We start from the raw sequence: 24126 nt of genomic DNA on the forward strand, positions 1-24126 counted from the left end.
ACATCACTTTGCGTAAGTTCGAGTCCAGAAAGCTTTATAAAGCAGCTGGCTGTAAATAGGGATTGTCATTACGACGCTGCCAATTGTGAACAACAGATGTTTTTTCAAAAAGAAATCTCCTTATTAATAGGATTTCCCTTAAGTGTACACGAATGATGTTAGGAGATGGTTAAAAATAGGAGGTTTCCTAAATGGCTAAAATAGCAATTATCACAGGTGTCTCGTATCCTCGTTCCATTGGTACGGCAGTTTGCCGCCGATTAGCAGAACAAGGAATGGATATCTTTTTTACATATTGGCGGGCAGGTGAAACATGGCCAGATCAGTTAATGAACGAAATTACAGAAACGGGAGTTAGGTGCAAAGGACTGGAAGCAGATTTAGAACAATCAGAGGCAGCTGAAGCTATTCTGCAAGAAGTACAACAGCAGCTTGGAGTTCCGGCTGTATTAATCAATTGCGCTGCTTTTTCCGAGAATGGCAATTATACGGAGCTTGATGCTATTCAATTAGACCGACACTATGCTGTGAATATGAGAAGTGTTTTCTTGCTTTGTACAGGTTTTGCGAGGTTGTTCAAAGAAAAAAAGACTGACAGCAGGGGGAGTATCGTTAATCTTACTTCCGGTCAGAGCCAAGGGCCTATGCCGGATGAACTTGCATATATAGCAACTAAAGGTGCCATTACCGCCTTCACTCAATCACTTGCAGCAGATTTAGCATCGCTTGGAATCAATGTAAATGCAGTAAACCCTGGACCGACAGACAGCACATGGATGACAGGCGATATAAGACAGCATCTGTTGCCCAAATTTCCGAAAGGGAGAATTGGGGAGCCGGATGATGCAGCGAGACTTATTAGTTTCCTAGTCGGAGAAGATGGATATTGGGTGACAGGTCAGGAAATACATTCAGAAGGTGGATTCATTCGAAAGTGAATTAACTGGTAAAAAAATCTATTATTGGTTGATGCTATCAGTTAAGATGATAAGGAAGTGATAATAAGGGGGAAACTGATTGCGCTATCTATATGAAGAAATGGTAAAGGAAACTGGTAAAGAAATGCCTGGGTATCCTGCATTCGCGAGCTTAATGAAAGGCATGCAGGACGAGCTTCAGGAAAAATACGGGGATTTCTACGCGGTTTATAATACAGATGACGTTCATTATGAATTATGGACAATTGTAGAGGAAGATATCCGAAAAGAGAATCCAGAAATTGAGCATGTGGCGCAGCTATTTGAGCGATTGGAAAGCTCTTCCTTTGAATATGATGAAGAAGCAGCAGTGCCTGTTTATAAGGTATTTCGCTCATTGAATAACCAGGTATATGCATACCCTGAAGCTGGTGTGGCTTTTGCCAAGATTCCATATTTCAGTGATGCGAGCATCCTCTACATACAATGTGTCCTCGCTACCGGAAAAGAAAATATCACGAATTTCCTGACTACGCTAAGAGATAGAGTATGGAAGAAAAGCAGAGATGAAGTTCTTGTGTTCAAAGATAGTATGGAGGGAGTCACACAGGAACAGCAGCAAGTGACAAACACTGTGACGCGGGAAAATGTAGTATTAGATGAAACTGTGAAAAAAGAGATTTACGGTATGATTGATCAATTCTTCACCGAAGATCGATCCTTCTTCACTACCTATGATATTCCGTATCGCCGCGGCATTCTCTTGTATGGACCGCCTGGCAACGGTAAAACGACACTTGTAAAGTCGATTGCCAATACAGTTGCAGCTCCGGTTGCTTACTGGCAGATCACCGAACATACCTCCAGTGAATCAATAGAGGAAGTATTCAGCTCGGCTACTAGGCTGGCACCGATGGTACTGGTCATCGAAGATATCGACTCCATGCCGGAAGGAGTACGCTCCTATTTCTTGAATACATTGGACGGTGCAACGTCCAAAGAAGGTATCTTCCTAATCGGGACAACCAACTACCCGGAGCAAATCGATTCTGGTTTGGTCAACCGCGCTGGACGATTTGACCGTGGTTATGAAATTACACTGCCGGATGCGTCTTTGCGCAGTCAATACATAGAGAAGGTTGGATTCTCGAGACTGCTTGATGCAGAAGAAATGGAAAAGGTCGTGGACAAGTCTGAGGGCTTCTCGTTTGCGCAAATGAAAGAGCTTTTTGTTTTTCTTGCAGCGGCAAAGCATCAAGGAGACACTGTTTCAGTTAAGGAAATCATTAAGAATATGAAACGGGAACATAAGAAAAGTAAGACCGGAAAATGGTGGGAAGAACAGCAGGATGAATTAGGGTTCCGTTGAGAATCAAGATACATTAAAAGATTCATAGTTATTGGCTTACAGTATTTCACCAAGAAGCTGCAATTAACCGGAGATACTTCTCCGGTTAATAGCCAAAATTGATATACTGTCGTAATTTTAAACTTTAAGTTCTTTTTTTCTTTTTCCGAGTTTCCAGACAACAACCCCGATAATCGCAATGATAATTAATCCAAGCACACCATACTTGTAGTAATCAAGGTATGCTTCCATTTGGGTCCACGAAGCTCCGACCCATACCCCCATCATGACTACTATTGAATTCCAAATTAACGTTCCGATAAAAGAAAATAAAAGGAATACACCAAAATTCATCTTAGCCATACCAGCAGGAATGGAGATTAAGCTCCTGACCAGCGGAATAAATCGGCAGATAAATACAGCCCACACATCGTACTTTTCAAACCATGCTGCTGCTTTGTGCAGGTGAGCTGAATTGAGCCGCAGCCATTTTGGTTGTTTATCTATCCAATTCGAAAGCTTGTCTATATCAAATAACGTTCCAATCCAATATAAAATGGAGGTGCCAATTAACGCTCCGAGTGTAGCGGATAATATGACGAATATTGTGTTCAAATTCGTAGTAGCCGCTAGGAATCCACCGAACAAAAGGGTGACTTCTGAAGGCAACGGAGGAACTATAATTTCAATCATCATTAAAAGGGCTATGGCAGGGTAGCCATATGCAGCCATTAATTCATTCATCCAAGTTTCCAATTTAGCGCCTCCTTTTGCTACTTATTGCTATTCATCATAGCGGTATGGACAACGAGGGTATCATCTAGATAGCCGAATGGAAATATATAATCAGGCAGCACATCTATAGGGTTTATAAAATAAAGTAAAGCTGCACCAAAAAGTATTAATTCTCGTTTTGTTCCGATACCAGATTGAAATTTATAAAACATGTGCTTGAGGTCGCTTACTAATTTGCCTGCACTTCCGACGGATGTAATTTTTTCATTGAATTTATCATCAATTATTTGTTTCCCGCCATCGGTAAGTGAAATTTCCTCATATGCGGCAAGTTGATTGAGCATTCTTTCTGTTGTGAAGGAAGGATCTGCCTGCTTGCAAAGTGCTTCTAAATGATGCTCTGTCTGTAAAGTTTCAGTTTGATCAAGAAAACCGGCTGAACGCATCAAGTCCTCGTGTGAAACGTCCAGAACTTCACTGAACTTTTTAAGGTGGTTAACGGTCACTTTGCGTTTACCGTTCAGGATCTTGGAGATGATAGCAGTATCAATAGCAGTGCGTCTGCTCAATTCCCGGATGGATATTTTTTTTTCTTTGATTAAGGAACGTAGAAGATTCTCTATATTGGAATTATCTTTGTTAATGTCCATAATGAAGACATCTCCTCTTTTAGATTTTATTTTCTAACCGTACAAGGATGTTGACAATTTGTCAATAGATGCGGTAGAAAGGAATAAGAAAGAAGGAAAGAAGGAAAGAAAAATGCAAATGAAGCGTGACCACATTATCATCTTGCTCTTATGTGCTGTGTCTGGAGTGATTGATGTATTAGGTTATATTGGTTTATCGCATGTGTTTACTGCCAACATGACAGGAAACATTGTGTTGCTAGGTATTGGTATTGGCGATGCAAGGCAGGTTGTTTTGAGTAATGCAGCTTTAGCGTTAGTAGGTTTCGTCATAGGGATCATTGCTACTGTATTTATACAAAGGAAGAGCGGTACATCAAGAAGTATTCTAACTTGGGAATTTATTTTGATTTTACTTTCTGCAATAATAATTCTGCTCATACCGGTCGGTGGAGTCATTTCATCAATTATCCTTTTAATTTTAAGTATTGCTATGGGAATGCAAACTATAGCCGGAAGGAATCTCAAGATTGCTGGTCTTTCCTCTACGGTGCTGACGAGTACACTTGCAGCCTTCGTGGAAGGGGTTATGGGGGTTATGCAAAAAAATGCTCAAAAGCTTTCGCTTGATACTTATCTTAGAGGCGGTGCCATTCTCCTTTACTTATTAGGAGCCGCGGCTGGTAGTTTAAGTGAAAGACTCATCGGGCTGCATACTATTTGGATAGGTGTGGCGTTGCTAGCGGCAGTACTATTGCTCCAAAGTAAAAAAAATAGAGCACGATAAAGAAGAAGATCCGTTTGGATCTTCTTCTTTATTTGCTTATAACATCATGTATAGCAGTTATCTCATCCTCAGGCACTACTAAGTAGTAAATTCCATTGATTTTCGTGCCTTCACCTCTCATTTCATGCTCTTGAACAGAATTACGGACATTGCGGTAATCTGTTAAAAGATGACGCATGGAAGCAAGGTTTATATTTGTCTGCACGTTTTTACCCAATACAGCTAATAAGTCATCAATTTTGCCGACAGATTTGATGTTGGCGCCTTTATTGAGTACGGCTTCAATTACTTGACGCTGTCTAGCATTTCTTCCAAAATCCCCATCAGGGTCTAAGTGACGCATTCTTGCATAGCCCAAAGCTTGCTGTCCATCTAAATCGATTTGCCCTTTTTTATAATGATAGTCTTTTTTGTAAAAGCCTTCATCATACCAATCTAGGTCGTTTTCTACCGTCACACCGCCTACAGCATCGACAAGATCGGCTAGACCTTGCATATTAATCTCTACGAAATAATCGATATCAACATCCAGCAGATTTTCTACTGTTTCTAAGGACATGTCAACACCGCCAAAAGCATAGGCATGATTGATTTTATCAACTGTATTGTGTCCAATGATTTCCGTTCGGGTATCACGAGGAATACTTACCAAGTCCATCGATTCAGTGGATGGATCCAATGACATAAGCAACAAAGCATCTGAACGCCCAGAGTCAAATTCCCTTTCATCGATACCAAGCAAAAGAACATTTATTCTCTCTTTGTTCTTGATTTTCTCAGATGTCACACCCTCATCGATTGCTTTTGTTTCCTTCTGGATACCGTCAACTGTCTGTTTTACATCCCTTGCGGTAAGAAGGAGGAAGGAGCCAACTCCAATCACGAGGACAAGAAGGATAAGTAAGATATACCTGCCTATTCGTCGCTTACGCTTACGTTTTGTTTTACGTTGTTTTTCCATTTTCGTACTACCCCCCATACCATTCCAAGGTACGCTGTTGTTGACGATTTGTCAACAACATGCATAAAAGAAAATATAAGAGGGATACTAACTTTATCGTACTAATGGTCCCATTTACTTCCCAGCAACAGACCTGCCCGATGAGATTTTGAAGGGAGGAATGTCTGCCATGAAGGAATGCCCAACCAATCCAAAAAAGCCAAAAGATAATCTGGCTCTTCTACTCGCACTCTTCACTGTCATCCCTACTGCATGCAACCAACTACTTGATGCTGCTCATAAGTTATTTCAGCTATTCCAACTCCTATAAATAGAAGAGCTGCAAGGTTTTCCTTGCAGCTCTTTTTCTTATTGATTTAATTTTTGATCAATCGTTGATTGGTCAAGACGGACATATTGTTTATCATTACGATCTTTTACTGCAACTCCTAATCCTGCTAGATCCAATCGTAACTGTCTGGCCATTGTTTCCTGATTATTTTCCAAACAACCTTTTCTTGCTCGTAATAAAGCATGCACAGCTGCTGGTATTTGGTGATTATTCTCATCCCAGCGACGGTAAGCGGCTTGATATGGGTCTGAGTCGAACCATGGATAACCCAGCGAGAGAAATATTTTTGCGATTTTCTTTTTGTTACCATCATATTTTTCATTGAACATTTCGTTCTCTTGCTGCCCTACAAATACAAGTGATTTCCCGTCCAGATAGATGGACTGAAGATCCTCTTTACGGAAATTATCTTTTGTATCTCTTATCTTAACAGTCACGGAATCATCGTTAATAAAAACTCTTAATGTTTCATAGAAAATGAACTGAGAAAGAGCTATTCCAGCGATTATGCCCACAATGCATAAGATGACGGATGCCGTCATTCCGGAATAAGAAGCTATTTTTTCAATGACTCCTTGATAAGGGAGCCATGGAAGCTTTAAAATCCATCTAGCTAAAACAGGTAAATACCAGCCAACAACTGCTCCAAGAATGGGTGGCACTAAGTATACAGCGTATTTCTCGTTTCTGGTCAGTCCGAATTCGATATCCCGCAAATCAATCATCTCCCATCACATAAGAAACAGCTTGGGTCCATACAGCAGTACTTTCCACTTTAATACCCATTAAAAGATAGCTGCTAATATTGTCTAGAACCAACCCAAGTAATTGAGCTTTAGCACTTACGTCTCCAGTCTTTATTACACCAAGCTGCTGGCCATGAATGAGCAGTCTTTTAAAGCCGTCGAGAAATTCTGTCAGTGTTTGTTTAAGTTTTTCATCATAAGCCTGTTTTTGTCCGGCATACACAATAAAATGGTTAATTATCTTCAAAAGCTCAGGATTTTCATCGTACTCCTGCAGTAACTGAAGTCCATTGTCTGTAAGCAGGGTGGAGAAATTATCCTTTGTGTACGTATCTAAAGGAAAATAGTTATCAAATTGATAGTCATCGAACAACAGATGAAATAAATGATCGAGCAATGCTTCTTTAGAAGAAAAATAATAATAAATGGCTGGTTTTGATATACCAGCTTTATTAGCTATCATTGATAAGCTTGCCTTCTCCAGCCCATATTCAGCTACAAGTGCTAATGCAGAATCGATTATATGCTGATACGTATCTCCTTTTGCCATGGTCTCATCCTTATAAGTTTGTTTATACACATTATTTTACTTACCGGTCGGTAAAATATCAAGTTTATAACAATAATTTACAATAATTCCAACTGGTTTGCTACAATGAGGGAAAAGGGGTGATTATATGAACGTCATCTTATTATTCGGACCGCAGGCTGTCGGGAAAATGACAGTTGGACAGGAATTGGAGAAACGGATGGGGTATAGGCTGCTCCACAATCATATGACAATTGATTTGCTAGTACCTTTCTTTGGCTTTAGTGATGAAATGTGGCGCCTATCCACACTTTTTAGAGAAGAAATATACCGATCTGTTGCTAAAACAAATCTCCCGGGTTTCATCTTCACATTCGTGTGGGACTTTTCTAGTCATGAGGATTGGGAGACGGTTGATAGAATGTGTGCAATCTTTAAAAAGCAGGATATACCAGTCTATTTCGTCGAGCTGCAAGCTGGTGTCGATACGCGATTGAAACGTAATGTAACCGAGAACCGGTTAGAGCATAAGCCAACAAAACGGAATATTGCTTTTTCTGAGGCTGATCTTCTGCGCACGATGGAAACTGGCCGTCTTCAATCGAGAGAGGGAGAAATAAAAGAAACAAATTATTTGCGGATTCAGACCGATGACCTCTCAGCCTCCAAAACAGCCGAGCGGATCGTGCAGTATTTTGGTTTGGAGGATAAGTAAATGAGCATTGGGCATAAATTTGGTGCAGGGTTTTTGCTCGTCAGTATGTTTTCTTTATGTATGGGATTCTATTACAGCGATTTCTTCGGTATCGGAACAGTTAATCAGTTGGGGAGTATATGGATGTCTGGCGCGTTTGTCTTCGCTATCTATATGAGTCCCTTCATTTTTATCTATGGCATTTTGATTTCTTGGCTGATCACCAGAAAAGTACAACCAGTTGATTCAGAAAAGATAGGGCTTTATATTGCACTGCATGGTTTAGGTGGATTGCCTTTTGCAGTATTGAGTCTTTCTTCGCAAAGTTCGGCAGCTTTTCTGTTTACTGCTGGATTGGGTGCATTTTTGGCGATATTATTCGCTTTAATAGAACTGGGTCTGAGTTATATAACAAAGAGGGGTCGTATCGGATGGCTTGTGCTCAGTGTACCCTTTATAGCGTATCTGACAGTCTACATTATTGGTCAAGTGCAGTCGGTACCGCCGCCGATTGATAAAGTGGGTGACGTTGATCCAGGTTATTCTGCCAGAGAGGCTGTTGCATTCGTTACACAACAGCATGGTAAAGAAGAGAATGGCGGCTTCCCAGAGAAAACAAATAAGGTAGTAGAATGGGAGCTATTCGGAGAACATTTGACGAGAGAAACGGTTATTGAAAACGTTCCGGGGGAAAAGGAAACATATTATGTCACTTTGGTAGAAAAGAATTTGGATAGACAGGAAGTATATAAGACGACCTATCTGACGAAGGAAAATGAGATGATGTTGCACAATAGAGTGAATGAATAACAGAAGGAGGGATAGAATGGACAACCAGGCAATCATTCTCTTTGATGGTGTTTGCAATCTATGTAATAACAGTGTTCAATTCATCATTAGGCATGATAAAGATGCCTACTTCAAATTCGCTTCCCTTCAAAGCGACTTCGGCAGACAGTTGAAAGAAGCAAAGCAAATTCCGAATGACGTTGACAGCATCATTCTTGTGGAAAATGGCAAGGTGTATATGCAATCGAGTGCAATTTTGCGTATTGCTCGTCATCTAGATGGTGCATGGAAACTGGCTGCTGCTGCTCTATTCATTCCGCGACCAATTCGGGATATAATTTATCGATATGTTGCTAGAAATCGTTATCGGTGGTTCGGTAGACAAGATCAATGCATGCTGCCATCGCCCGATTTAAAAGAGCGATTTTTGTGAGAATAAAGATTTTGTGAAGATTCACTAGAGCTCCTATACAAATTGCCTGAGGAACGGTATCATACTAGCAGTAGCCAAGAACGGCAAATATTGCATAGAAAAGAGTCAGCTAATGAGAATAACGATCCTGGCCGCAATCGTACTGTGCTTGATTGGCGTGGGTATCTATTCGATTGCGTCGAACAACAAGAAGGAAGTGGAAGCAGTAACCGCTCCGAAACAGCTATTTGTCGCCACAGATGGCGATGATGAGAATGAAGGAACAAAAGAAAAACCCCTTCGTACGATACAAGCAGCAGTGGATCAGTCCACAGCTGGTACGACCGTTTATATCCGTGGCGGAACTTATACGGATGGATTTGAAGTAGCGCATAGCGGAGCGAAAGAGGCACCAGTTATTATTCGTAATTTTGAAGATGAAGAAGTAGTCATCAGCGGCAAAGACAAGGTAATGGAAGAAGATACAGCACTTGTGAATGTAGACAGTAAGCGATACATTACAATCCAAGGACTAACCGTGCAGGATTTAAATGCAGATTCTCCAGACTTTGCTGTAATGGGAATTCTCATAACGGGCAACAGCTCTAATATTAATATCATTCAAAATCATATCCACCATATAGGAAACACATCTGATGAAGGCAATGCCCATGGTATTGCAGTATATGGAACCGGCAAAATGGAACAGATCCGAGTTATGGATAATATTGTTGAGGATCTGACCCTTGGCCTCAGTGAAGCTGTCGTTTTGAACGGTAATATTGATGGTTTTGCTGTGACGGGCAATACCGTTCGCCATAATAATAATATCGGAATTGATCTGATCGGTTATGAGGGTACATCGGAAGACCCTGACGCAGATTATGTACGAAACGGCACAGTTCAAGGCAATGTGGTGCATGATAACTCTTCTTATGGTAATCCAGCATATGGAGAAGATTATTCTGCAGGTGGCATTTACGTCGATGGTGCTAAGGATATTAAAATTAAAGCAAATACAGTTTTCCGAAATGATTTAGGTATTGAAGCAACGTCTGAACACAAAGGACAGTACGCAGACAACATTGAAATCACTGAAAACAATGTGTATGAAAATAACTATACAGGTATTTCAATCGGCGGTTATGACGAGGAGCGAGGCGGCACTAAAAATTCGTCTATTACTTATAACGTGCTCTTCCGAAATGACACAAAAGATCTTGATGGCGGACAGCTCCTTCTGCAGCATGATATTACCGGCAATGATATTTCACATAATGTGTTCACTTCCAGCAAAACAGGACTTTTCATATCTAATTATTTCAAATCAAATAGCAGCAATACTATGACACGAAATGTTTACGATAAAGAAGAGAACCGAGAAAACAGCTGGGTTTGGAAACAGGAAGAATATAACGATTTTGCGGAATATCAAGAAGCGACCGGACAAGAAGAGGATTCTGCATATATAGAAGTGCATTACATGGATGTCTCCAGTAAGGATTTCACCTTAAAAGAAGGCACCACTGCACAAGCAGTAATAGACTGAGGAAAAACCTGCATGCTAAGCATGCAGGTTTTTTTGCTTAAAGGTTGTGGAATGACGAAGTATCTTCCTTTTAGATAGTAAGATTACAGCTGCGTAAATATTCTCTTATCTTTGTAGTGTTTCTGTAAACGAATACAAATACAGACGAGTATTTGCTATGCTTTATCTATTAAAACAAGGGAGGAATCTATTCGTGAAAAGCGCGATGGATTGGAAGTTCTTCGTATTGGCTGTTTTACTTATTCCTTTTACAGTTTTCGGCTATGCAGTTCAAAGTCAGGCTGAAACTGCAGCTGATCCTGCACCGGAAATACAGCCAAAGGGAGAGGCGAACGGGAAAAAGGTCTTATTTGATAATACACATGGACAAACTGCTGGTGCGGCAGACTGGGTTATTGATGGTGCTTTTTCTGATTTTGGTGATGCCTTGGCTGAAGAAGGCTATTATGTGAAGGAATTACGGAAAACGTCTGCTATCACATATGAGGATATAAGTGAGTATGACGTATTCGTTATTCCAGAACCAAACATTCCATTCAAGACTTCAGAGCAGGATGCAATGCTGCGCTACACTCAAGAAGGCGGCAGTATCTTCTTCATTGGTGACCACTACAATGCGGATCGTAACTACAACCGTTGGGATTCCGGTGAAATCTTCAATGGTTATCGTCGAGGTGCATTTGAAGATCCAACCAAAGGTATGTCAGCTGATGAAGCGAATTCCGATCGGATGCAAGGTGTAGAAAGCTCCGACTGGCTTGGTGATAATTTCGGTATTCGTTTCCGTTTCAATGCTGTAGGTGATATCGAATCTGGACAAACTGTGGTCGAACCATCTGATTCTTTTGGGATCACAGAAGGTATTGAAGTCGTAGAATCTCATGCAGGAGCTACATTGACAATTCTCGACCCGACGAAATCCAAAGGCTTGATTTATTTCCCGGAAAATATCCCGGCTTGGCCGAATGCTGTCGACCAAGGGGTGTATGCTGGCGGTGGCATTGATGAAGGAGCTTTTGCGGCAATATCCAAATTGGAGCAAGGTAAAGCGGCGTTCATTGGTGATTCCTCACCAGTAGAAGATGCTACTCCTAAGTATCTTCGTGAGGACAGCGGCAGAACTAAGCGGACGTATGATGGTTTTACAGGAGAAGGAAATAACGGTCAGTATTTGCTTAATGTTATGGATTGGTTGAGTGAAAAAGAAAGCTATTCCAGCTTTGAGGAAACATCTATTTCTTTGAGTGAAGTGACGCCTTTGCTGGAAACAGCTACAATCAATGAAAATCCGGAATTGACTACAGAAGCGGAAGCAGAGCCTTGGTCAAATCCACCAGCTGGATATCAATGGTATAATCCGAGTACATTTGCAGCTGGATCTTACGGTTCCGATGAAGTAGCATCAAATCCAACTTATGACGTTGTGACACCTGCTACATTGCCGACGCAGCAGGAATTTACCGTGCGTGTTGTGGTGGAAGATCTGCAGCCGGGTGAGACACTGACAGGGCTGCAGTTGGGAAGCTATTTACCAGGAGGACAGCAGATCGGGAAGTTCAATACAACCGGATCATGGCCGAGCAACTATGGATACAGCAGTAACTTCTCTGTCACGGCAGATGCGACAGGAAGAGCTGTAGCAGATATCCCTGCACAATTGAATCCATCGACTGCAGATGGTACAGCAAGCCTGCGTCTTCGTAAGGATGGCAGCAATCTTCTGACGAAGTCTGTACAAGTCGGGAACGTTGATACAGAGCCTTTACCAGAAGACGAAGTGGAGCTTCCGCAGAAGGTAGCTATTCAGGAAGCGCGTAATGTACAGGATGGAGAAGTTGTTACGATAGAGGGCACTGTTACATCTGCTCCAGGCAGCTTTGGTGGCAAAGGTTTCTATGTACAAGACGATACTGCCGGTATTTATGTTTTTCAGGACAGTGACAGTTTCAAAACTGGAGATCTTGTTCAAATCAGTGCTGTAAAAACTACTTATAATGGAGAAGTGGAAGTTACAGATGTAATCAAGTCCGAAGTTATTGGACAATCAGAGGTTCCTGCACCAAAAACTGTTTCAGTGATTGATGACACGAATCAAGGACAGCTTGTTAAGCTTAATGAAGTAACAATCCAGAATATCGAAGCAGTCGGCACATATGGTACGTTTGAGTTTGATGCACAAGCAGCTGATGGTAATGTGACTCGTGTGCGGGTCGACAATCGAATCGGATTGAATCACGATACCTTCACTGCACAGTTCCAAGAAGGAGAAAAAGTTGATATTACAGGTATCTCATCTATCTTCAATGATACGTATCAGCTAAAACCCGTTGCGACGGATAATATTGTCAAGTCAGCACAAGCAGAAGAGCCGGTACCATGTAAAACTGACAACGGAAAACACAAAGGTGCGGATAAAGGAAAAGGGAAAGGCAAAGGCCACGATAAAAGTTGGAAATGTGCCGCATAAATTCCAAAGGAAGCAGGATTGTAACAATCCCTGCTTCTTTTTTTTGTGCTGCCCTTTTCACTGTAACTTGCTTTCGTGCTCCTCATTTATAGTGAAGGTAATGTGAAACATTATGCTTTTTTTAAAATATGTGACCCTTCATCAAAACAATTAAACAGTACGAGTAAATGAAGGAACAAAAATGTTTTTAACTGTTTGTAGTGCTTTCTTTTCATGTTATTCGGTACGCATCTGTTGTTACCTACATAGAATGACTTGAGTCAAAAAGGAGGGATATCATGTCTGAAAGTTACGGCGGCGGTAAAGGATACGGTAGCGGTTTCGCGCTTCTAGTAGTTCTTTTCATCTTGTTGATCATCATCGGTGCTTCTTACGTTGGAGGCGGCTACGGTTACTAAGCAATGCTAAAAGAAACCGCGGTTATTTACCGCGGTTTCTTTTCTTCTTTTTCTTTTCATAATCAAAGGTTACCTCTGTTAGGGCAATGAAAGCTGCGACAACAATCTCTATATGCCATGCTAAATGTATAGGTTCGTATAAGCCGTTCACAATGGAGATGGCGAGCCAATTCACTACAAAGTTCAAGGAAAAAGCAACCATAAAATCATAAAGTGTCTGTATTTTAAAATTCTTAGTGAGAATATAATAAAAAGCTTTTGCAAATAACTCACCGAAAATACTTAGAAGAAGATATACAGCTACAAATACGGCCAAATGCTTGGGAGATTCATAAGCAGCACCAAGTATACTTAAGGCACCCAGAAATCCGAAATAGTAGAGGGCAGCTACGAATGCGAACGTAAACCCTAGTAGTATGGATATAATTAGAGTTACGGAAATCTTTGATACTCTGTTTCTTTTACCTTTACGCTGCTCTGTTGCCACTGCCATCACCTCATGCATTCACTCTGATTCTTAATACGAATAATCTATCTAAAAGTTTCATATTGATGGATAGTCAGAGCGAAGCAAGCTATACATGACCATATCTAAAAAAACACCATTCAATTTTTCAAAATGACGTAAAGTACCTTCTTCATGAAAGCCAGCTTTTTCGAGCAGACGACGTGAAGGTGCATTGCCTGGCTCTACTTTTGCTTCTATTCTGTTCAAATTTAACGTTTGAAAGCCTTCTTCTATCAAGGCTTGCAGTGCTTGGGTCATATAACCTTTTCTCCAGAAATCCTTTCCTATCTCATAGCCAATTTCTCCACGTTGATTCACAGCATCAATGTAATTGAACCCACACGTACCAACAATCGTGTTATCTTCTAGCAGGATTGTGTAGCGATCAGCATGTTCCAGTTGTGTGATATATAAAATCATCTCTTCTGCTTGCTCTACAGTCTGCATTGGAGTGATATTCATAAAAGCAGTTACATCTGGATCTGACCAGAAATGGTATAGAGTTTGTGCATCGGAAACGGATATAGGACGCAGATGAATTTGTTGTTGATTGGACAAGTTATATATTCCTCTCGTTGTATAATTAGTCAATATTATGTATATTTAATATATTCTGATAGGCGGTGATGCTCTTGTTATCTTTGTTTCTGACAAACGTGCTTTTAGGACTCTCAATCGCTCTCCCGGTTGGTACAGTGACGATTGAGATGACCAAACAAGGCTTAAAAAATGGTTTCGTACATGGATGGATGGTCGGAGTTGGCGGAATGACGATCGATTTTCTGCTGATGGTCGCTCTATTTCTTGGTCTTGCTCCTATCCTGGCAGCCCCTACAATCCAAACGGGCATGTGGCTGCTTGGTGCTATCTTCTTATTGTATATTGCCTATGACAGTATCAAAAATGCGGACAAGCAGATTATGATCAACGGAGAAAAAACGACAAAAAAGCTGCTGTCATCTTACAAAAACGGATTGCTTGTAGCAATTTCACCTAGTAACCTCGTATTTTGGATAAGTGTTTTCGGTACCTTTTTATCAAGCAGTTTTTCAGAAGGAAATGAGCTTTCCTTCATCGTCGCTGGACTCGGCATTCTGGCAGGTATCCAAGTGCATGATATCGGCTTGATGAGTATCGTCGCAGGTACAAGAAGGGTCGTCAACGAGACATTTGTGAAATGGGTTTCTATTGGAGCAGGATTAGTGCTCAGTTACTTTGCAATCCTTTTCTTCACCCAATTTTTGAAACGTATCCTCTGACGAGGGCTATTTGTAGTTTACCGCTTTTTTCCTGTAGAATATAGATATAATCTCCTGGAGGCGGTAGTGGTGGCAGAACCCTTGAAAGCAATGTATACGAAAGAATTCCTGGAAGGTTTCGCTTCCAAAGTGAAACAAGCCTATAATGATTTCGATGAACGAGAGTTCGTTGATAAGGTGATGGATGGTGAATGGGAAGGGCTGGAATTGAAAGGTCGGATACGCCGGATCAGTCAGGTTCTCGGTTTCTTTCTTCCGAAGAATTATCCTGAAGCTTTAGGTATTCTTCTTGCTATCCAGGACCAATGCGAAGGGTTTCCTTATTTATTTTTTCCGGACTTTGTCGAGGTGTACGGGCTGGAACTAGAGCATGAAGAAATATCGCTGCAAGCATTGGAGCAATTCACGAAGCGTTCAAGTGCTGAATTTGCCATCAGGCCATTTCTAATCAGGGCTCCTGAGCGGATTATGAAAAAAATGCTAGAATGGGCTCAATCAGATGATCATCATGTCCGCCGTCTGGCAAGTGAAGGCTGTCGTCCGAGGCTGCCGTGGGGACAAGCAATTCGGCAGTTTAAAGAAGAGCCAAATCCGATATTTGAAGTCCTGGAATTATTGAAAGCAGATTCCTCTTTGTATGTTCGGAAAAGTGTTGCCAATAATTTAAATGATATTGCTAAGGATAATCCAAAACAAGTTATTTTGACGGCAAAACGCTGGAGTGGTTTTTCACCGGAGACAGACTGGATTATCCGGCATGGCTGTCGTACACTGCTTCGGAGCGGAGAACCAGAAGTAATGGTCTTATTCGGGTATGAGGAAGCGGCTGAGCTAATTGACGCTATGATAGTCACGGATCGTCAGCGCGTTACCATTGGAGAATCGGTAACCATGTCGTATTCTTTTAATGTAAAGAAACAGGCGAAGCTGCGTATAGAGTATGCAATAGACTTCGTAAAGAAGCGAGGGATTTCCCAAAAGAAATTTCTTCTCTCGGATCGGATATTTACAGCGGGAGAGAGTGTTACGAAAGAACGAGTCCATAATTGGAAAGACTTGACCACTAGGGTCCATTATCCGGGTATACATCGTATTGTACTGCTTGCTAATGGGAAGGCAGTAGCTCATACAGATCTGGAACTGATCAAGTAAAGGAGTGGAAAACATGAAACGTATTGCAGTATTCTGCGGTTCTAGCGTAGGCGCATCAGCAGCATACATCGCTGCAGCAGAAGAGTTAGGGAGGACGTTAGCTACCCAAGGACTGACGCTTGTGTATGGCGGAGCAAGTGTTGGTTTGATGGGGGCAGTTGCGAATGGTGCTATGAAAGCAGGAGGTCATGTGATCGGGGTAATGCCTGAATTTCTGGAGAAGCGGGAAATCGCTCACTCACATGTATCTGAGCTGATCGTCGTTTCTTCTATGCATGAACGAAAAGCGAAAATGGCAGAGCTGGCAGATGGCTTCATCGCACTTCCTGGAGGACCAGGCACGCTGGAAGAGTTTTTTGAGATCTTCACATGGGCGCAACTTGGATTGCATAAAAAGCCACTCGGTATTTTGAATGTGAATGGCTATTATGATCTGCTGGTAAGCTTATTTGACCGCATGGCGGATGAGCAGTTCATGCATGAAAAGTACCGTACGATGACACTAACAGATACGAAGCCTAAAAGTCTTTTGGAGCAGTTTCGTCAATATGAAGCGCCGGAAGTAAAAACCTATATCAGACGACCAGAGCAGACGTGACAGCGTATGCTCTTTTATTTGCCGAAAATTTCTTCTTCTGGATAAGCATGAGTCCAATGAAACGGCTGCAGCTCCCGTAAGGATACATACTTCACCTTATCCTCTTTATGTGTCACAGCTACTTGCACGTCGCGTCCCCAGTAAAGTAATCGCTCCTGGCAAATGCCGCATGGAGTCAGTATTTTAAAAGGACTATTCTCATCATTGCGCGCAACACAAATGGAATGGGTTACTGACGATTGCAATTTATGAGCTTCCAGAATAGAGCCAACCTCCATGCATAGCTCGGTCGCGGCATTCAGCACTTCAGGAGCTACACTTGTTAGAATAATGCCCTCACTGGTGCGCATCGCAGCAGCACCACCCCAGCCACTCGGATAACGTTGCTTGATTAACTCAATTGCTGCCTCATATAACATATCCATTACTATCACTCCTTTGCTTTTAGTATATCAGGGCAATTTTTACAACTCAGCAAAAATTATCAAAAACACAATATGTTTTTAAGTTAAGCTGTAACTAAGGAGGTGAGCAAGTGCAGGTGCATGAAGCGACTATACAAAGAGCTATTTCTTTTATTGAAAACAATTTACATGAACCTCTTACGGCCGAGCAAGTTGCTAGTCAAGCAGGTTTCTCCAAATTCCATTTCCATCGATTATTCCAGGCCTCTGTCGGTTTGTCATTCACTGATTATATCCGCCGAAGAAGATTGGCTGGAGCTTCATCTGCGCTGCTGCATACTGAACTAGGAATACTCGATATCGCGTTCATGTTTCATTTTGAATCTCAAGAGGCATTTACCAGAGCTTTCAAAAAGCATTACAGTCTTCCGCCAGGAAAATACAGACGTATGATGCGAGCTGCGCTGCATCAGAAGGAGGAAAAGATGGAGGATAAACAAGTAAGAGGGTGGATATTAAGCGGTTCCGATCCCCACAATTACGAAATGGGAAATGACTATAAACAGGTACATCAAGGGAAAGCATCTGGTTATCTGATGTCGAAAACGGTTATAGGAGCGGATGAATTTGCCACGATGATGCAGCAATTCAAGGCAGTAAATTACGTAGGTAAAAGACTTCAGCTGACTTGCTTCATCAAGACGGAAAATGTACAAAGCTTTGCCAGCATGTGGATGCGAGTAGACAATACATCAGATGATATTGTCCAATTCGATAATATGAGCAACCGTCCAATCCAGGGAACGACCAATTGGACCCGATATCGTATTGTGCTAGATGTACCAGACAATAGTGCCGCCATTTCCTTTGGGGTGATCTTATCCGGCAAGGGCAAGGTCTGGGCGGATGGTTTTCGGTTTGAGGAAGTGGACGAATCCGTTCCAACTACTAATATAGATGTGACGTATCATATGCGGGATGAACCGGTTAATCTAGCCTTCGAGGAAGAACTGAGCTGATATGGCTCGACGTGCTGATTAACGTCATTCAGCTCTTCGTTCAGAAAAAATAGCGTTCTGCCTGAAAGGACAGCATATATAATGTGCTTGTCCTTTTTATATTCTCTTCTAACCTATTGCCTATATTACCAGTTCACTCCTTATGGTAAAATATTCAAAAAAAGAAGAGGTGCTGCAGTGTGTCAGATTTCAAGATTGGCAGTGTGTTTGTACATGTGAAGGATGCGAATAAGGCAGCAAATTGGTATGCAAATCTTTTAGGAAAACCGGAACCGCAGCCAACGGCAGGACCGGTGCAGTTCATGGAAACCGCTGATGGAAGAGGGCTTGTCATTGATGATAACCGGAATAATACGCCGGGTATCCGTCCGGCCTTTATGCTTGAGACAACAGATATTCAGCTTGCCTATAAACGTGTGAACGAACAAGGAGGCAAGATTGTCCGGGAGCTTGAGGAGGATGAAGCTGTAGCATTCTTCAATTTTGAGGATCCTGATGGCAATATTGTCATGGTATGTGAGCAGCTCAAATGATTATCTGGATTAATGGAGCATTCGGTGCGGGAAAGACGCAATCTGCAATTTCTCTACGATACCGGCTGCCGAATGCCTTCATTTATGACCCGGAAAAAGCGGGGTTTTACATAAGGAGTAATATACCAGATTCCATGCAGAAACCGGATTTCCAGCAGCATAAGTTTTGGCGCACTATCGTATATGAGCATTTAGCTTATATGGCTGCAAATACAGATGATGTCATTATCGTTCCGATGACAATCACGGAACCAATTTACTATGAAGAAATCATCGGAAAATTACGTAAAGATGGATACCAAGTTCATCATCTTGTGTTAGCCGCTTCGGAAGAAACATTGCGTGTGAGGCTTGCCAAGCGGGGCAACAAGCAGAATTCCTGGGCTGTTCAGCAAATACAGCGATGCATACAAGGTCTTTCAAATCCAATGTTCGAAAATACAGTGCCAACAGATAATATGTCGATAACCGAGGTAGTTGAGGCTATAGGCAGACAAACAGGTCTTCAACTGCAAAAGGATACTCGTTCCTGGTGGAAGGCACGCTGGCCGCGATTAACCTCTAGATGGAGATAGAGATTTTGGCTGCAATAAAAATGCGGCTTAGTATGGTTATGTTATAATGCCTCAAAAAAGGTGGTAGGTAAAATGAGTATCGAAAACGTAAAAGATTATCTAGCGAATTACAACCGAAGCAGTGATATCATAGAGCTCGATTTATCTAGTGCCACTGTAGATCTAGCTGCTGCAGCACTTGGTGTGGAGCCTGCACGAATTGCTAAGACATTAGCCTTTAGAGGCAGAGAAGATGGACAATCTCTTTTGATAGTTGCTGCAGGAGATGCAAAGATTGATAATAAAAAGTTTAAAGAGCTATTCGGCGTAAAAGCACGGATGCTTTCAGCTGATGAAACGTTGGAACAAACAGGTCATGCTGTTGGAGGGGTTTGTCCGTTTGGGTTAATAAACGATTTGCCTGTGTATATGGATATCTCCTTAAAGCGTTTTTCCACGGTGTTTCCGGCCTGCGGCAGCAGTAATTCGGCAATAGAACTGACTTGTGAGGAACTTGCTGAATATGGCAAGGGAAAAGAATGGGTAGATGTTTGCAAGAGCTGGGCTGATAATAGCTGAACGAAAGTGATAGCTGTTCTAGGCAAGGGGTTCCGCTTTGCTTCTATCTCTGACACTGCTAAACTTAGCATGTACCCTATACTTCACAAAAAGATAGGTTAGGAGAAAGAATTATGTCAGATAATAATACAAAAAAAGAGATATTTTCTTGGTTGAGAGCAATTGGGATTGCCGTCGTTATTGCTTTTGGCTGCCGATACTTTCTTTTTACACCGTCAACGGTGCATGGAGAGTCAATGCTGCCGACGTACCAGGATAGTGATCACGTCATTGTCAGCAAAGTTTCAAAAATAGAGCGAAATGATATCGTAGTATTTAACGCACCCGATGCAGATGCCCACTATATCAAACGGGTGATTGGTCTGCCTGGAGATACAATTGAAGTAATAGATAATGTGCTGTATGTGAATGGCGAGGAGCAGGATCAGTCGTATTTGCCGGAAGACATGGTAACTGGTGATTTCAAACTAAAGGAATTGACCGGTGAGGAAAAGGTGCCTGAAGGTGAAGTGTTTGTCATGGGTGATAACCGCACAAACAGTAAAGACAGCCGCATGTTCGGTTTCATTTCACAGAAAGAAGTAATCGGAGAAGTGAAGATGACCTTCTATCCATTCTCTGATTTTCACATAGGTAATTAATATGTGTCAGGTACATGGAAAAACAGTAGATAAGGAAACAAGATGTGAGCATTATCACTCTCCATTAGATGTAATAGCAATCAAGTTCGCCTGCTGTAATCAATTTTATCCTTGCTACAAATGCCACGAAGAGACGGCTGGTCACGAGGCTAAGGTATGGCCGAAAGACCATTTCAATGAAAAAGCGATACTATGCGGAGTATGTAAAACGACGCTCAGTATCAATCAGTATATGGACACAGACCATTGTCCAGACTGTAAGGCAGCATTCAACCCTGGTTGTCAGCTGCATCATCATCTGTATTTTGAGCCAATAAGAAGAGACTGTCTTTGACTGACAGTCTCTTTTTGTTTGTTTTAGGATACAGACCGTTTCTGAGAGGTATCTCCTGTTTTGGAGAAGATAAATTTCAGCATGGATGGTGTTACAAGTGTTGTCACAATAACCATAATTATAATACTTGTATAATATTCTGGGTCAAGTAGGCCTGAGCTTAAGCCAGTACCGGCAATAATAAGTGCCACTTCTCCTCGGGAGATCATACCAGTTCCGATTGCCATGGAGGATCTTCCGTTGAAACCTGTCATCCTTGCCCCAAGCGCTCCGCCAAATAGCTTCGTCACAATAGCCATAATGCTGATAAGCACGATGAACAGAAGCTGTGAACCGACACCTTCGAAGCTGATGTTCAAACCGATGCTGACAAAGAAGACAGGAACGAACACACCATATGCAATCGGCTCTAATTTATGTTCCACTGTTTCTTTATAGTTTGTCTGGGAAATTGCAATACCAGCTGCAAATGCGCCAATAATACCGGCAACGCCCATATATTCAGCAAAGTAGCTAAATACGAGCGCCAAAAGAATACCAGCAGAAACGATTGTCTCACTTACTTTGAATCGAGCGAAAAACTTCATTATAAGTGGAATCAGCCAAATACAAGCAACAATGATGACTCCAAAGAAGAGTACTTTCTTCCCAATTAAAGAACCGAGACTAACTGATTCCCCTGTACCTAGCACACTCATTAGCACTGCCAGTAAGACGACAACAAGAATATCGTCAACAACAGCTGCTCCAAGGATTGTTGTACCTTCTCGTGAATTCAGCTTATTCATTTCCTTTAATGCCTGTACAGAAATACTGACACTCGTCGCGCAGAAGAGTAAGGCCAAGAACAGTGCGTGTCCCTGACTCATTCCAAAGGCAAGGGCAAGGCTGTAACCACCGATGAATGGGAACAGGACACCGAGAACAGCAACTGCAAAAGCAGATTTCCAATTTTCTTTCAGCTGCTGCAGATCTGTTTCCAATCCGGCAATGAACATGAGGACAAGCACTCCGATTTCGGAGAATTCATGAATGAAGGAAGTTTGCTGTATCCAGCCGAGAACTGCCGGACCGAGGATGACACCGGCAAGAAGCTCCCCCAGTACAGATGGCTGACCAATCTTCAAAGCTAGCTGACCAGCAATCTTAGTGAACAGCAAAATTAAGGCTAAGTGTAAAATGAATTCCATATCTTACTCCTTTGTAATGTATTTATGCATTTTCGACCGCAAAAAAGGCATATCCGCCAGTTTTCACTGTGGATATGCCTAAATGGACACAGAGGGGCCTGGGGTGGCAGGCTCCTCCGGAAAATGCATATGTAGTTAATTTATAGTTACTCATTATATAGCAGTTATAGAACGAAAACAACCGCTTTTCAACTGTTTGCAGCTGTCAGAAAAGGGAAAACAGGTGACGTAACCTATGCAAAGGAGGGGCAGTCGTGAAAAATACTTTTGATTTTCATACAAAACAAGGACTCTATCAGCATATGGAAGAGACACTTGCATTCTATTATCCTGCAGCAATAGACAGCACATACGGAGGATATAATGAAGGCTTTTATATGGATGGAACGCTCACAGAGGATACGACCAAGCATATCGTCGGACAGGCGCGTCACTTGTATAATTTCAGTGTCGGCTTCAAACTTACAGGTAAAACAGAATATAAAGAGGCGGCTGAACATGGTATAACCTTTTTCCGAGAGACTCTGCGGGATATAGAGTATGGCGGTTATTATACAGAGATGAAAGATGGCAGTGTGACAGATGATAAGAAGCTGACATATGGTCATGCATTCATATTCCGGGCTGCGGTAGCTGCAGTGGAAGCAGAGATAGAGAGGGCGGAGGAATTACTCACGGACATCTATCAAGTGCTGGAGGAGAGGTTCTATGAACCATCCGCAAAACTATATAAAGATGAAGCATCTCGTGATTGGTCCAGCTTTTTAGAATACCGCGGACAGAATTGCAATATGCACATATGTGAGTCAGCAATTACTGCGTATGAAACAACAGGTCAACAAAGATATCTGGATCAAGCTTTAAACATTGCAGTCCAAGTAACGAATAAACTTGCGGCTCAAAGTGACGGACTTATATGGGAGAACTACGATGAAGCTTGGATGAAGGATGAACAATTCAATCATGGCGAAACAAGGGATGAATTTCGTGCTTATGGATTCGTTGGAGGACATCAATTTGAATGGAGCAAGCTCCTTGCTTGGCTATATATTCACAAGCAAGACAGCTGGCTGCTTGAACGTTCGGAAGAGCTTTATCAAACTGGCTGGAATCATTACCACGATCAAAATCAAGGCGGCATATTCTTTGTGATGAGCCCTGATAAAGAGTTGATTGATAAAGGAAAATCTTATTGGGTTTTAGCAGAAACACTAGCTGCATCAGCATTGCTGCATGGCCAGACAGGAAATGATGTATATAGTGAGCATTATGAGGAGCTTTTCCAATATGTACAGGAACATTTCATCGATCCGGTACATGGCGCTTGGTATCAATGGCTCACAGCCGATAATAAAGTCGAGGACGAGGTTAAAAGCCCTTCCCCGAAAACGGATTATCATCCGATTAGTGCAAGCTACCTGATAGCAGCTTACCGAGGAGAGGACCTGTAGCGTAATGCGCAGATCCTCTTTCTTATTGCTATAATGAGTAAGAAGGGAGTGGATTAGTATGTATGATAGTGAAAGATTGCAAATCAAACCATTAGAGAAAAAGCATGCCAGTGATCTTCTCGATCTGAATATGCGAAACAGAGAACTTTTCGAAGCTATCTCACCAGTTGAACGCAGTGATTCGGATTATACACTGGAGAAATACAAAAAGAATATTGAAGCGGCACAGAAAGATTGGAAGGAAGATAAACGCTACGAATTCGGAATATTCCTTAAACATGATGATGTTCTGATTGGAACAGCTTCTTTATTCTTTATCGAGCGGAATACAGCAGAAAAATGCATGATCGGTTATTCACTGGATGGAGCACATAATGGCAAAGGATATATGACGGAAGCAGTGCAGCTTGTATTAGATTTTGCTTTTGGAGATGGGAAATTCCATAGGGTTGAAGCGGGAGTGATGCCGCGAAATCTAGGATCGGTTGCGGTACTGGAGAAATGCGGGTTCCAACGAGAAGGTTTGGAACGCGACTTGCTGCGTATTGATGGCAAGTTCGAGGATCATTATAAGTATTCGATACTGGCGACTGATCCACGCACAAACTAAAA

28 protein-coding genes and 1 pseudogene are annotated in these 24126 nt (G+C 41.9%); 20 read left to right on the forward strand and 9 right to left on the reverse strand.

Going from position 1 to position 24126, the window contains the following annotated elements; all coding sequences use genetic code 11:
- Window positions 1–191: 191 nt before the first annotated feature.
- Together GZ22_RS11935 and GZ22_RS11940 are read left to right on the forward strand one after the other, a co-directional pair.
- Window positions 192–938, forward strand: a complete 747-nt coding sequence (locus tag GZ22_RS11935) for an SDR family oxidoreductase (RefSeq protein ID WP_038562797.1) — start codon at window positions 192–194, stop codon at window positions 936–938.
- A gap of 100 nt (window positions 939–1038) precedes the next feature.
- Entirely contained in the window at window positions 1039–2286 is a 1248-nt protein-coding gene (locus GZ22_RS11940; RefSeq protein ID WP_051748516.1) for an ATP-binding protein, read from the forward strand.
- A gap of 117 nt (window positions 2287–2403) precedes the next feature.
- On the opposite strand, the gene GZ22_RS11945 is transcribed toward GZ22_RS11940, so the two are convergent.
- Window positions 2404–3021, reverse strand: coding sequence for a DedA family protein (locus GZ22_RS11945; RefSeq protein ID WP_038562803.1), 618 nt, complete (start codon window positions 3019–3021; stop codon window positions 2404–2406).
- A gap of 17 nt (window positions 3022–3038) precedes the next feature.
- Window positions 3039–3650, reverse strand: a complete 612-nt coding sequence (locus GZ22_RS11950) for a helix-turn-helix domain-containing protein (protein ID WP_038562806.1) — start codon at window positions 3648–3650, stop codon at window positions 3039–3041.
- A 58-nt stretch (window positions 3651–3708) separates the two neighbouring features.
- On the opposite strand from GZ22_RS11950, the gene GZ22_RS11955 reads away from it, so the two are divergent.
- Complete coding sequence (locus GZ22_RS11955) at window positions 3709–4416, forward strand: YoaK family protein (RefSeq protein ID WP_051748242.1); 708 nt, start codon at window positions 3709–3711, stop codon at window positions 4414–4416.
- Between the two features lie 28 nt (window positions 4417–4444).
- Here GZ22_RS11955 and GZ22_RS11960 read toward each other — a convergent pair whose 3' ends face one another.
- From GZ22_RS11960 to GZ22_RS11970, 3 genes are all read right to left on the reverse strand, one after another.
- Window positions 4445–5377: an LCP family glycopolymer transferase gene (locus tag GZ22_RS11960; RefSeq protein WP_038562809.1), complete on the reverse strand. Its 933-nt coding sequence runs from the start codon at window positions 5375–5377 to the stop codon at window positions 4445–4447.
- Window positions 5378–5725: 348 nt separating this feature from the next.
- Window positions 5726–6424 carry a YqeB family protein gene (locus GZ22_RS11965; RefSeq protein WP_038562811.1) on the reverse strand — a complete coding sequence of 233 codons (699 nt, stop codon included), beginning with the start codon at window positions 6422–6424 and terminating at the stop codon, window positions 5726–5728.
- Between the two features lies 1 nt (window position 6425).
- The gene (locus tag GZ22_RS11970; protein WP_038562813.1) at window positions 6426–7004 is read right to left on the reverse strand and encodes a TetR/AcrR family transcriptional regulator; all 579 of its coding nucleotides are present in this window, start codon (window positions 7002–7004) and stop codon (window positions 6426–6428) included.
- A gap of 127 nt (window positions 7005–7131) precedes the next feature.
- On the opposite strand from GZ22_RS11970, the gene GZ22_RS11975 reads away from it, so the two are divergent.
- From GZ22_RS11975 to GZ22_RS18270, 6 genes and pseudogenes are all read left to right on the forward strand, one after another.
- Complete coding sequence (locus tag GZ22_RS11975; RefSeq protein WP_038562817.1) at window positions 7132–7698, forward strand: DEAD/DEAH box helicase family protein; 567 nt, start codon at window positions 7132–7134, stop codon at window positions 7696–7698.
- Entirely contained in the window at window positions 7699–8487 is a 789-nt protein-coding gene (locus GZ22_RS11980) for a hypothetical protein (RefSeq protein WP_038562819.1), read from the forward strand.
- A gap of 16 nt (window positions 8488–8503) precedes the next feature.
- Window positions 8504–8899 carry a thiol-disulfide oxidoreductase DCC family protein gene (locus GZ22_RS11985; protein WP_038562822.1) on the forward strand — a complete coding sequence of 132 codons (396 nt, stop codon included), beginning with the start codon at window positions 8504–8506 and terminating at the stop codon, window positions 8897–8899.
- Between the two features lie 112 nt (window positions 8900–9011).
- Window positions 9012–10427 carry a right-handed parallel beta-helix repeat-containing protein gene (locus GZ22_RS11990; protein WP_038562825.1) on the forward strand — a complete coding sequence of 472 codons (1416 nt, stop codon included), beginning with the start codon at window positions 9012–9014 and terminating at the stop codon, window positions 10425–10427.
- A gap of 205 nt (window positions 10428–10632) precedes the next feature.
- Window positions 10633–12750 (forward strand): annotated as a pseudogene (locus GZ22_RS11995) (DUF5689 domain-containing protein); the annotation flags it as partial.
- 422 nt (window positions 12751–13172) lie between these two features.
- The gene (locus GZ22_RS18270; protein WP_084160736.1) at window positions 13173–13292 is read left to right on the forward strand and encodes a YjcZ family sporulation protein; all 120 of its coding nucleotides are present in this window, start codon (window positions 13173–13175) and stop codon (window positions 13290–13292) included.
- Window positions 13293–13314: 22 nt separating this feature from the next.
- On the opposite strand, the gene GZ22_RS12000 is transcribed toward GZ22_RS18270, so the two are convergent.
- On the reverse strand, window positions 13315–13779 hold the full coding sequence (locus GZ22_RS12000) for a YrvL family regulatory protein (protein WP_164072075.1): 465 nt from the start codon (window positions 13777–13779) through the stop codon (window positions 13315–13317).
- A gap of 57 nt (window positions 13780–13836) precedes the next feature.
- On the reverse strand, window positions 13837–14358 hold the full coding sequence (locus GZ22_RS12005; protein ID WP_051748246.1) for a GNAT family N-acetyltransferase: 522 nt from the start codon (window positions 14356–14358) through the stop codon (window positions 13837–13839).
- Between the two features lie 74 nt (window positions 14359–14432).
- Between GZ22_RS12005 and GZ22_RS12010 the strand changes: the two genes are divergently transcribed.
- The 3 genes from GZ22_RS12010 to GZ22_RS12020 all read left to right on the forward strand — a co-directional run bounded on the left by GZ22_RS12010 (window position 14433) and on the right by GZ22_RS12020 (window position 16809).
- Window positions 14433–15059 (forward strand): LysE family translocator, encoded by a 627-nt coding sequence (locus GZ22_RS12010; protein WP_245609661.1) that lies wholly within the window; start codon window positions 14433–14435, stop codon window positions 15057–15059.
- A 69-nt stretch (window positions 15060–15128) separates the two neighbouring features.
- Window positions 15129–16211 carry a DNA alkylation repair protein gene (locus tag GZ22_RS12015; protein WP_038562835.1) on the forward strand — a complete coding sequence of 361 codons (1083 nt, stop codon included), beginning with the start codon at window positions 15129–15131 and terminating at the stop codon, window positions 16209–16211.
- 13 nt (window positions 16212–16224) lie between these two features.
- The gene (locus GZ22_RS12020) at window positions 16225–16809 is read left to right on the forward strand and encodes an LOG family protein (protein ID WP_038562838.1); all 585 of its coding nucleotides are present in this window, start codon (window positions 16225–16227) and stop codon (window positions 16807–16809) included.
- Between the two features lie 14 nt (window positions 16810–16823).
- On the opposite strand, the gene GZ22_RS12025 is transcribed toward GZ22_RS12020, so the two are convergent.
- Entirely contained in the window at window positions 16824–17243 is a 420-nt protein-coding gene (locus GZ22_RS12025; RefSeq protein ID WP_038562840.1) for a cytidine deaminase, read from the reverse strand.
- 101 nt (window positions 17244–17344) lie between these two features.
- Here GZ22_RS12025 and GZ22_RS12030 point away from each other — a divergent pair, with 101 nt between their 5' ends.
- The 6 genes from GZ22_RS12030 (at window position 17345) to GZ22_RS18275 (ending at window position 20873) form a co-directional block, all read left to right on the forward strand.
- Window positions 17345–18232, forward strand: a complete 888-nt coding sequence (locus GZ22_RS12030; protein WP_099046367.1) for a helix-turn-helix domain-containing protein — start codon at window positions 17345–17347, stop codon at window positions 18230–18232.
- Window positions 18233–18411: 179 nt separating this feature from the next.
- The gene (locus tag GZ22_RS12035) at window positions 18412–18765 is read left to right on the forward strand and encodes a VOC family protein (protein ID WP_038562843.1); all 354 of its coding nucleotides are present in this window, start codon (window positions 18412–18414) and stop codon (window positions 18763–18765) included.
- A complete protein-coding gene (locus GZ22_RS12040) occupies window positions 18762–19340 on the forward strand; it encodes an AAA family ATPase (protein ID WP_038562847.1) in 579 nt (192 codons plus the stop codon). Before GZ22_RS12035 ends, GZ22_RS12040 begins: the two co-directional genes overlap by 4 nt.
- Window positions 19341–19412: 72 nt before the next feature.
- A complete protein-coding gene (locus GZ22_RS12045) occupies window positions 19413–19898 on the forward strand; it encodes a YbaK/EbsC family protein (RefSeq protein WP_038562850.1) in 486 nt (161 codons plus the stop codon).
- Window positions 19899–20011: 113 nt separating this feature from the next.
- Window positions 20012–20539, forward strand: coding sequence for a signal peptidase I (lepB, locus tag GZ22_RS12050; protein ID WP_038562853.1), 528 nt, complete (start codon window positions 20012–20014; stop codon window positions 20537–20539).
- Between the two features lies 1 nt (window position 20540).
- Complete coding sequence (locus tag GZ22_RS18275) at window positions 20541–20873, forward strand: CHY zinc finger protein (RefSeq protein WP_084160737.1); 333 nt, start codon at window positions 20541–20543, stop codon at window positions 20871–20873.
- Window positions 20874–20896: 23 nt separating this feature from the next.
- Here GZ22_RS18275 and GZ22_RS12055 read toward each other — a convergent pair whose 3' ends face one another.
- The gene (locus GZ22_RS12055) at window positions 20897–22063 is read right to left on the reverse strand and encodes a cation:proton antiporter (RefSeq protein ID WP_038562856.1); all 1167 of its coding nucleotides are present in this window, start codon (window positions 22061–22063) and stop codon (window positions 20897–20899) included.
- Between the two features lie 254 nt (window positions 22064–22317).
- Here GZ22_RS12055 and GZ22_RS12060 point away from each other — a divergent pair, with 254 nt between their 5' ends.
- Complete coding sequence (locus GZ22_RS12060; RefSeq protein WP_038562859.1) at window positions 22318–23514, forward strand: AGE family epimerase/isomerase; 1197 nt, start codon at window positions 22318–22320, stop codon at window positions 23512–23514.
- Between the two features lie 58 nt (window positions 23515–23572).
- The gene (locus GZ22_RS12065; protein ID WP_038562863.1) at window positions 23573–24124 is read left to right on the forward strand and encodes a GNAT family N-acetyltransferase; all 552 of its coding nucleotides are present in this window, start codon (window positions 23573–23575) and stop codon (window positions 24122–24124) included.
- Window positions 24125–24126: the final 2 nt, after the last annotated feature.

The sequence above is a fragment of the Terribacillus saccharophilus genome (assembly GCF_000725365.1).
Taxonomy (GTDB): domain Bacteria; phylum Bacillota; class Bacilli; order Bacillales; family Amphibacillaceae; genus Terribacillus; species Terribacillus saccharophilus.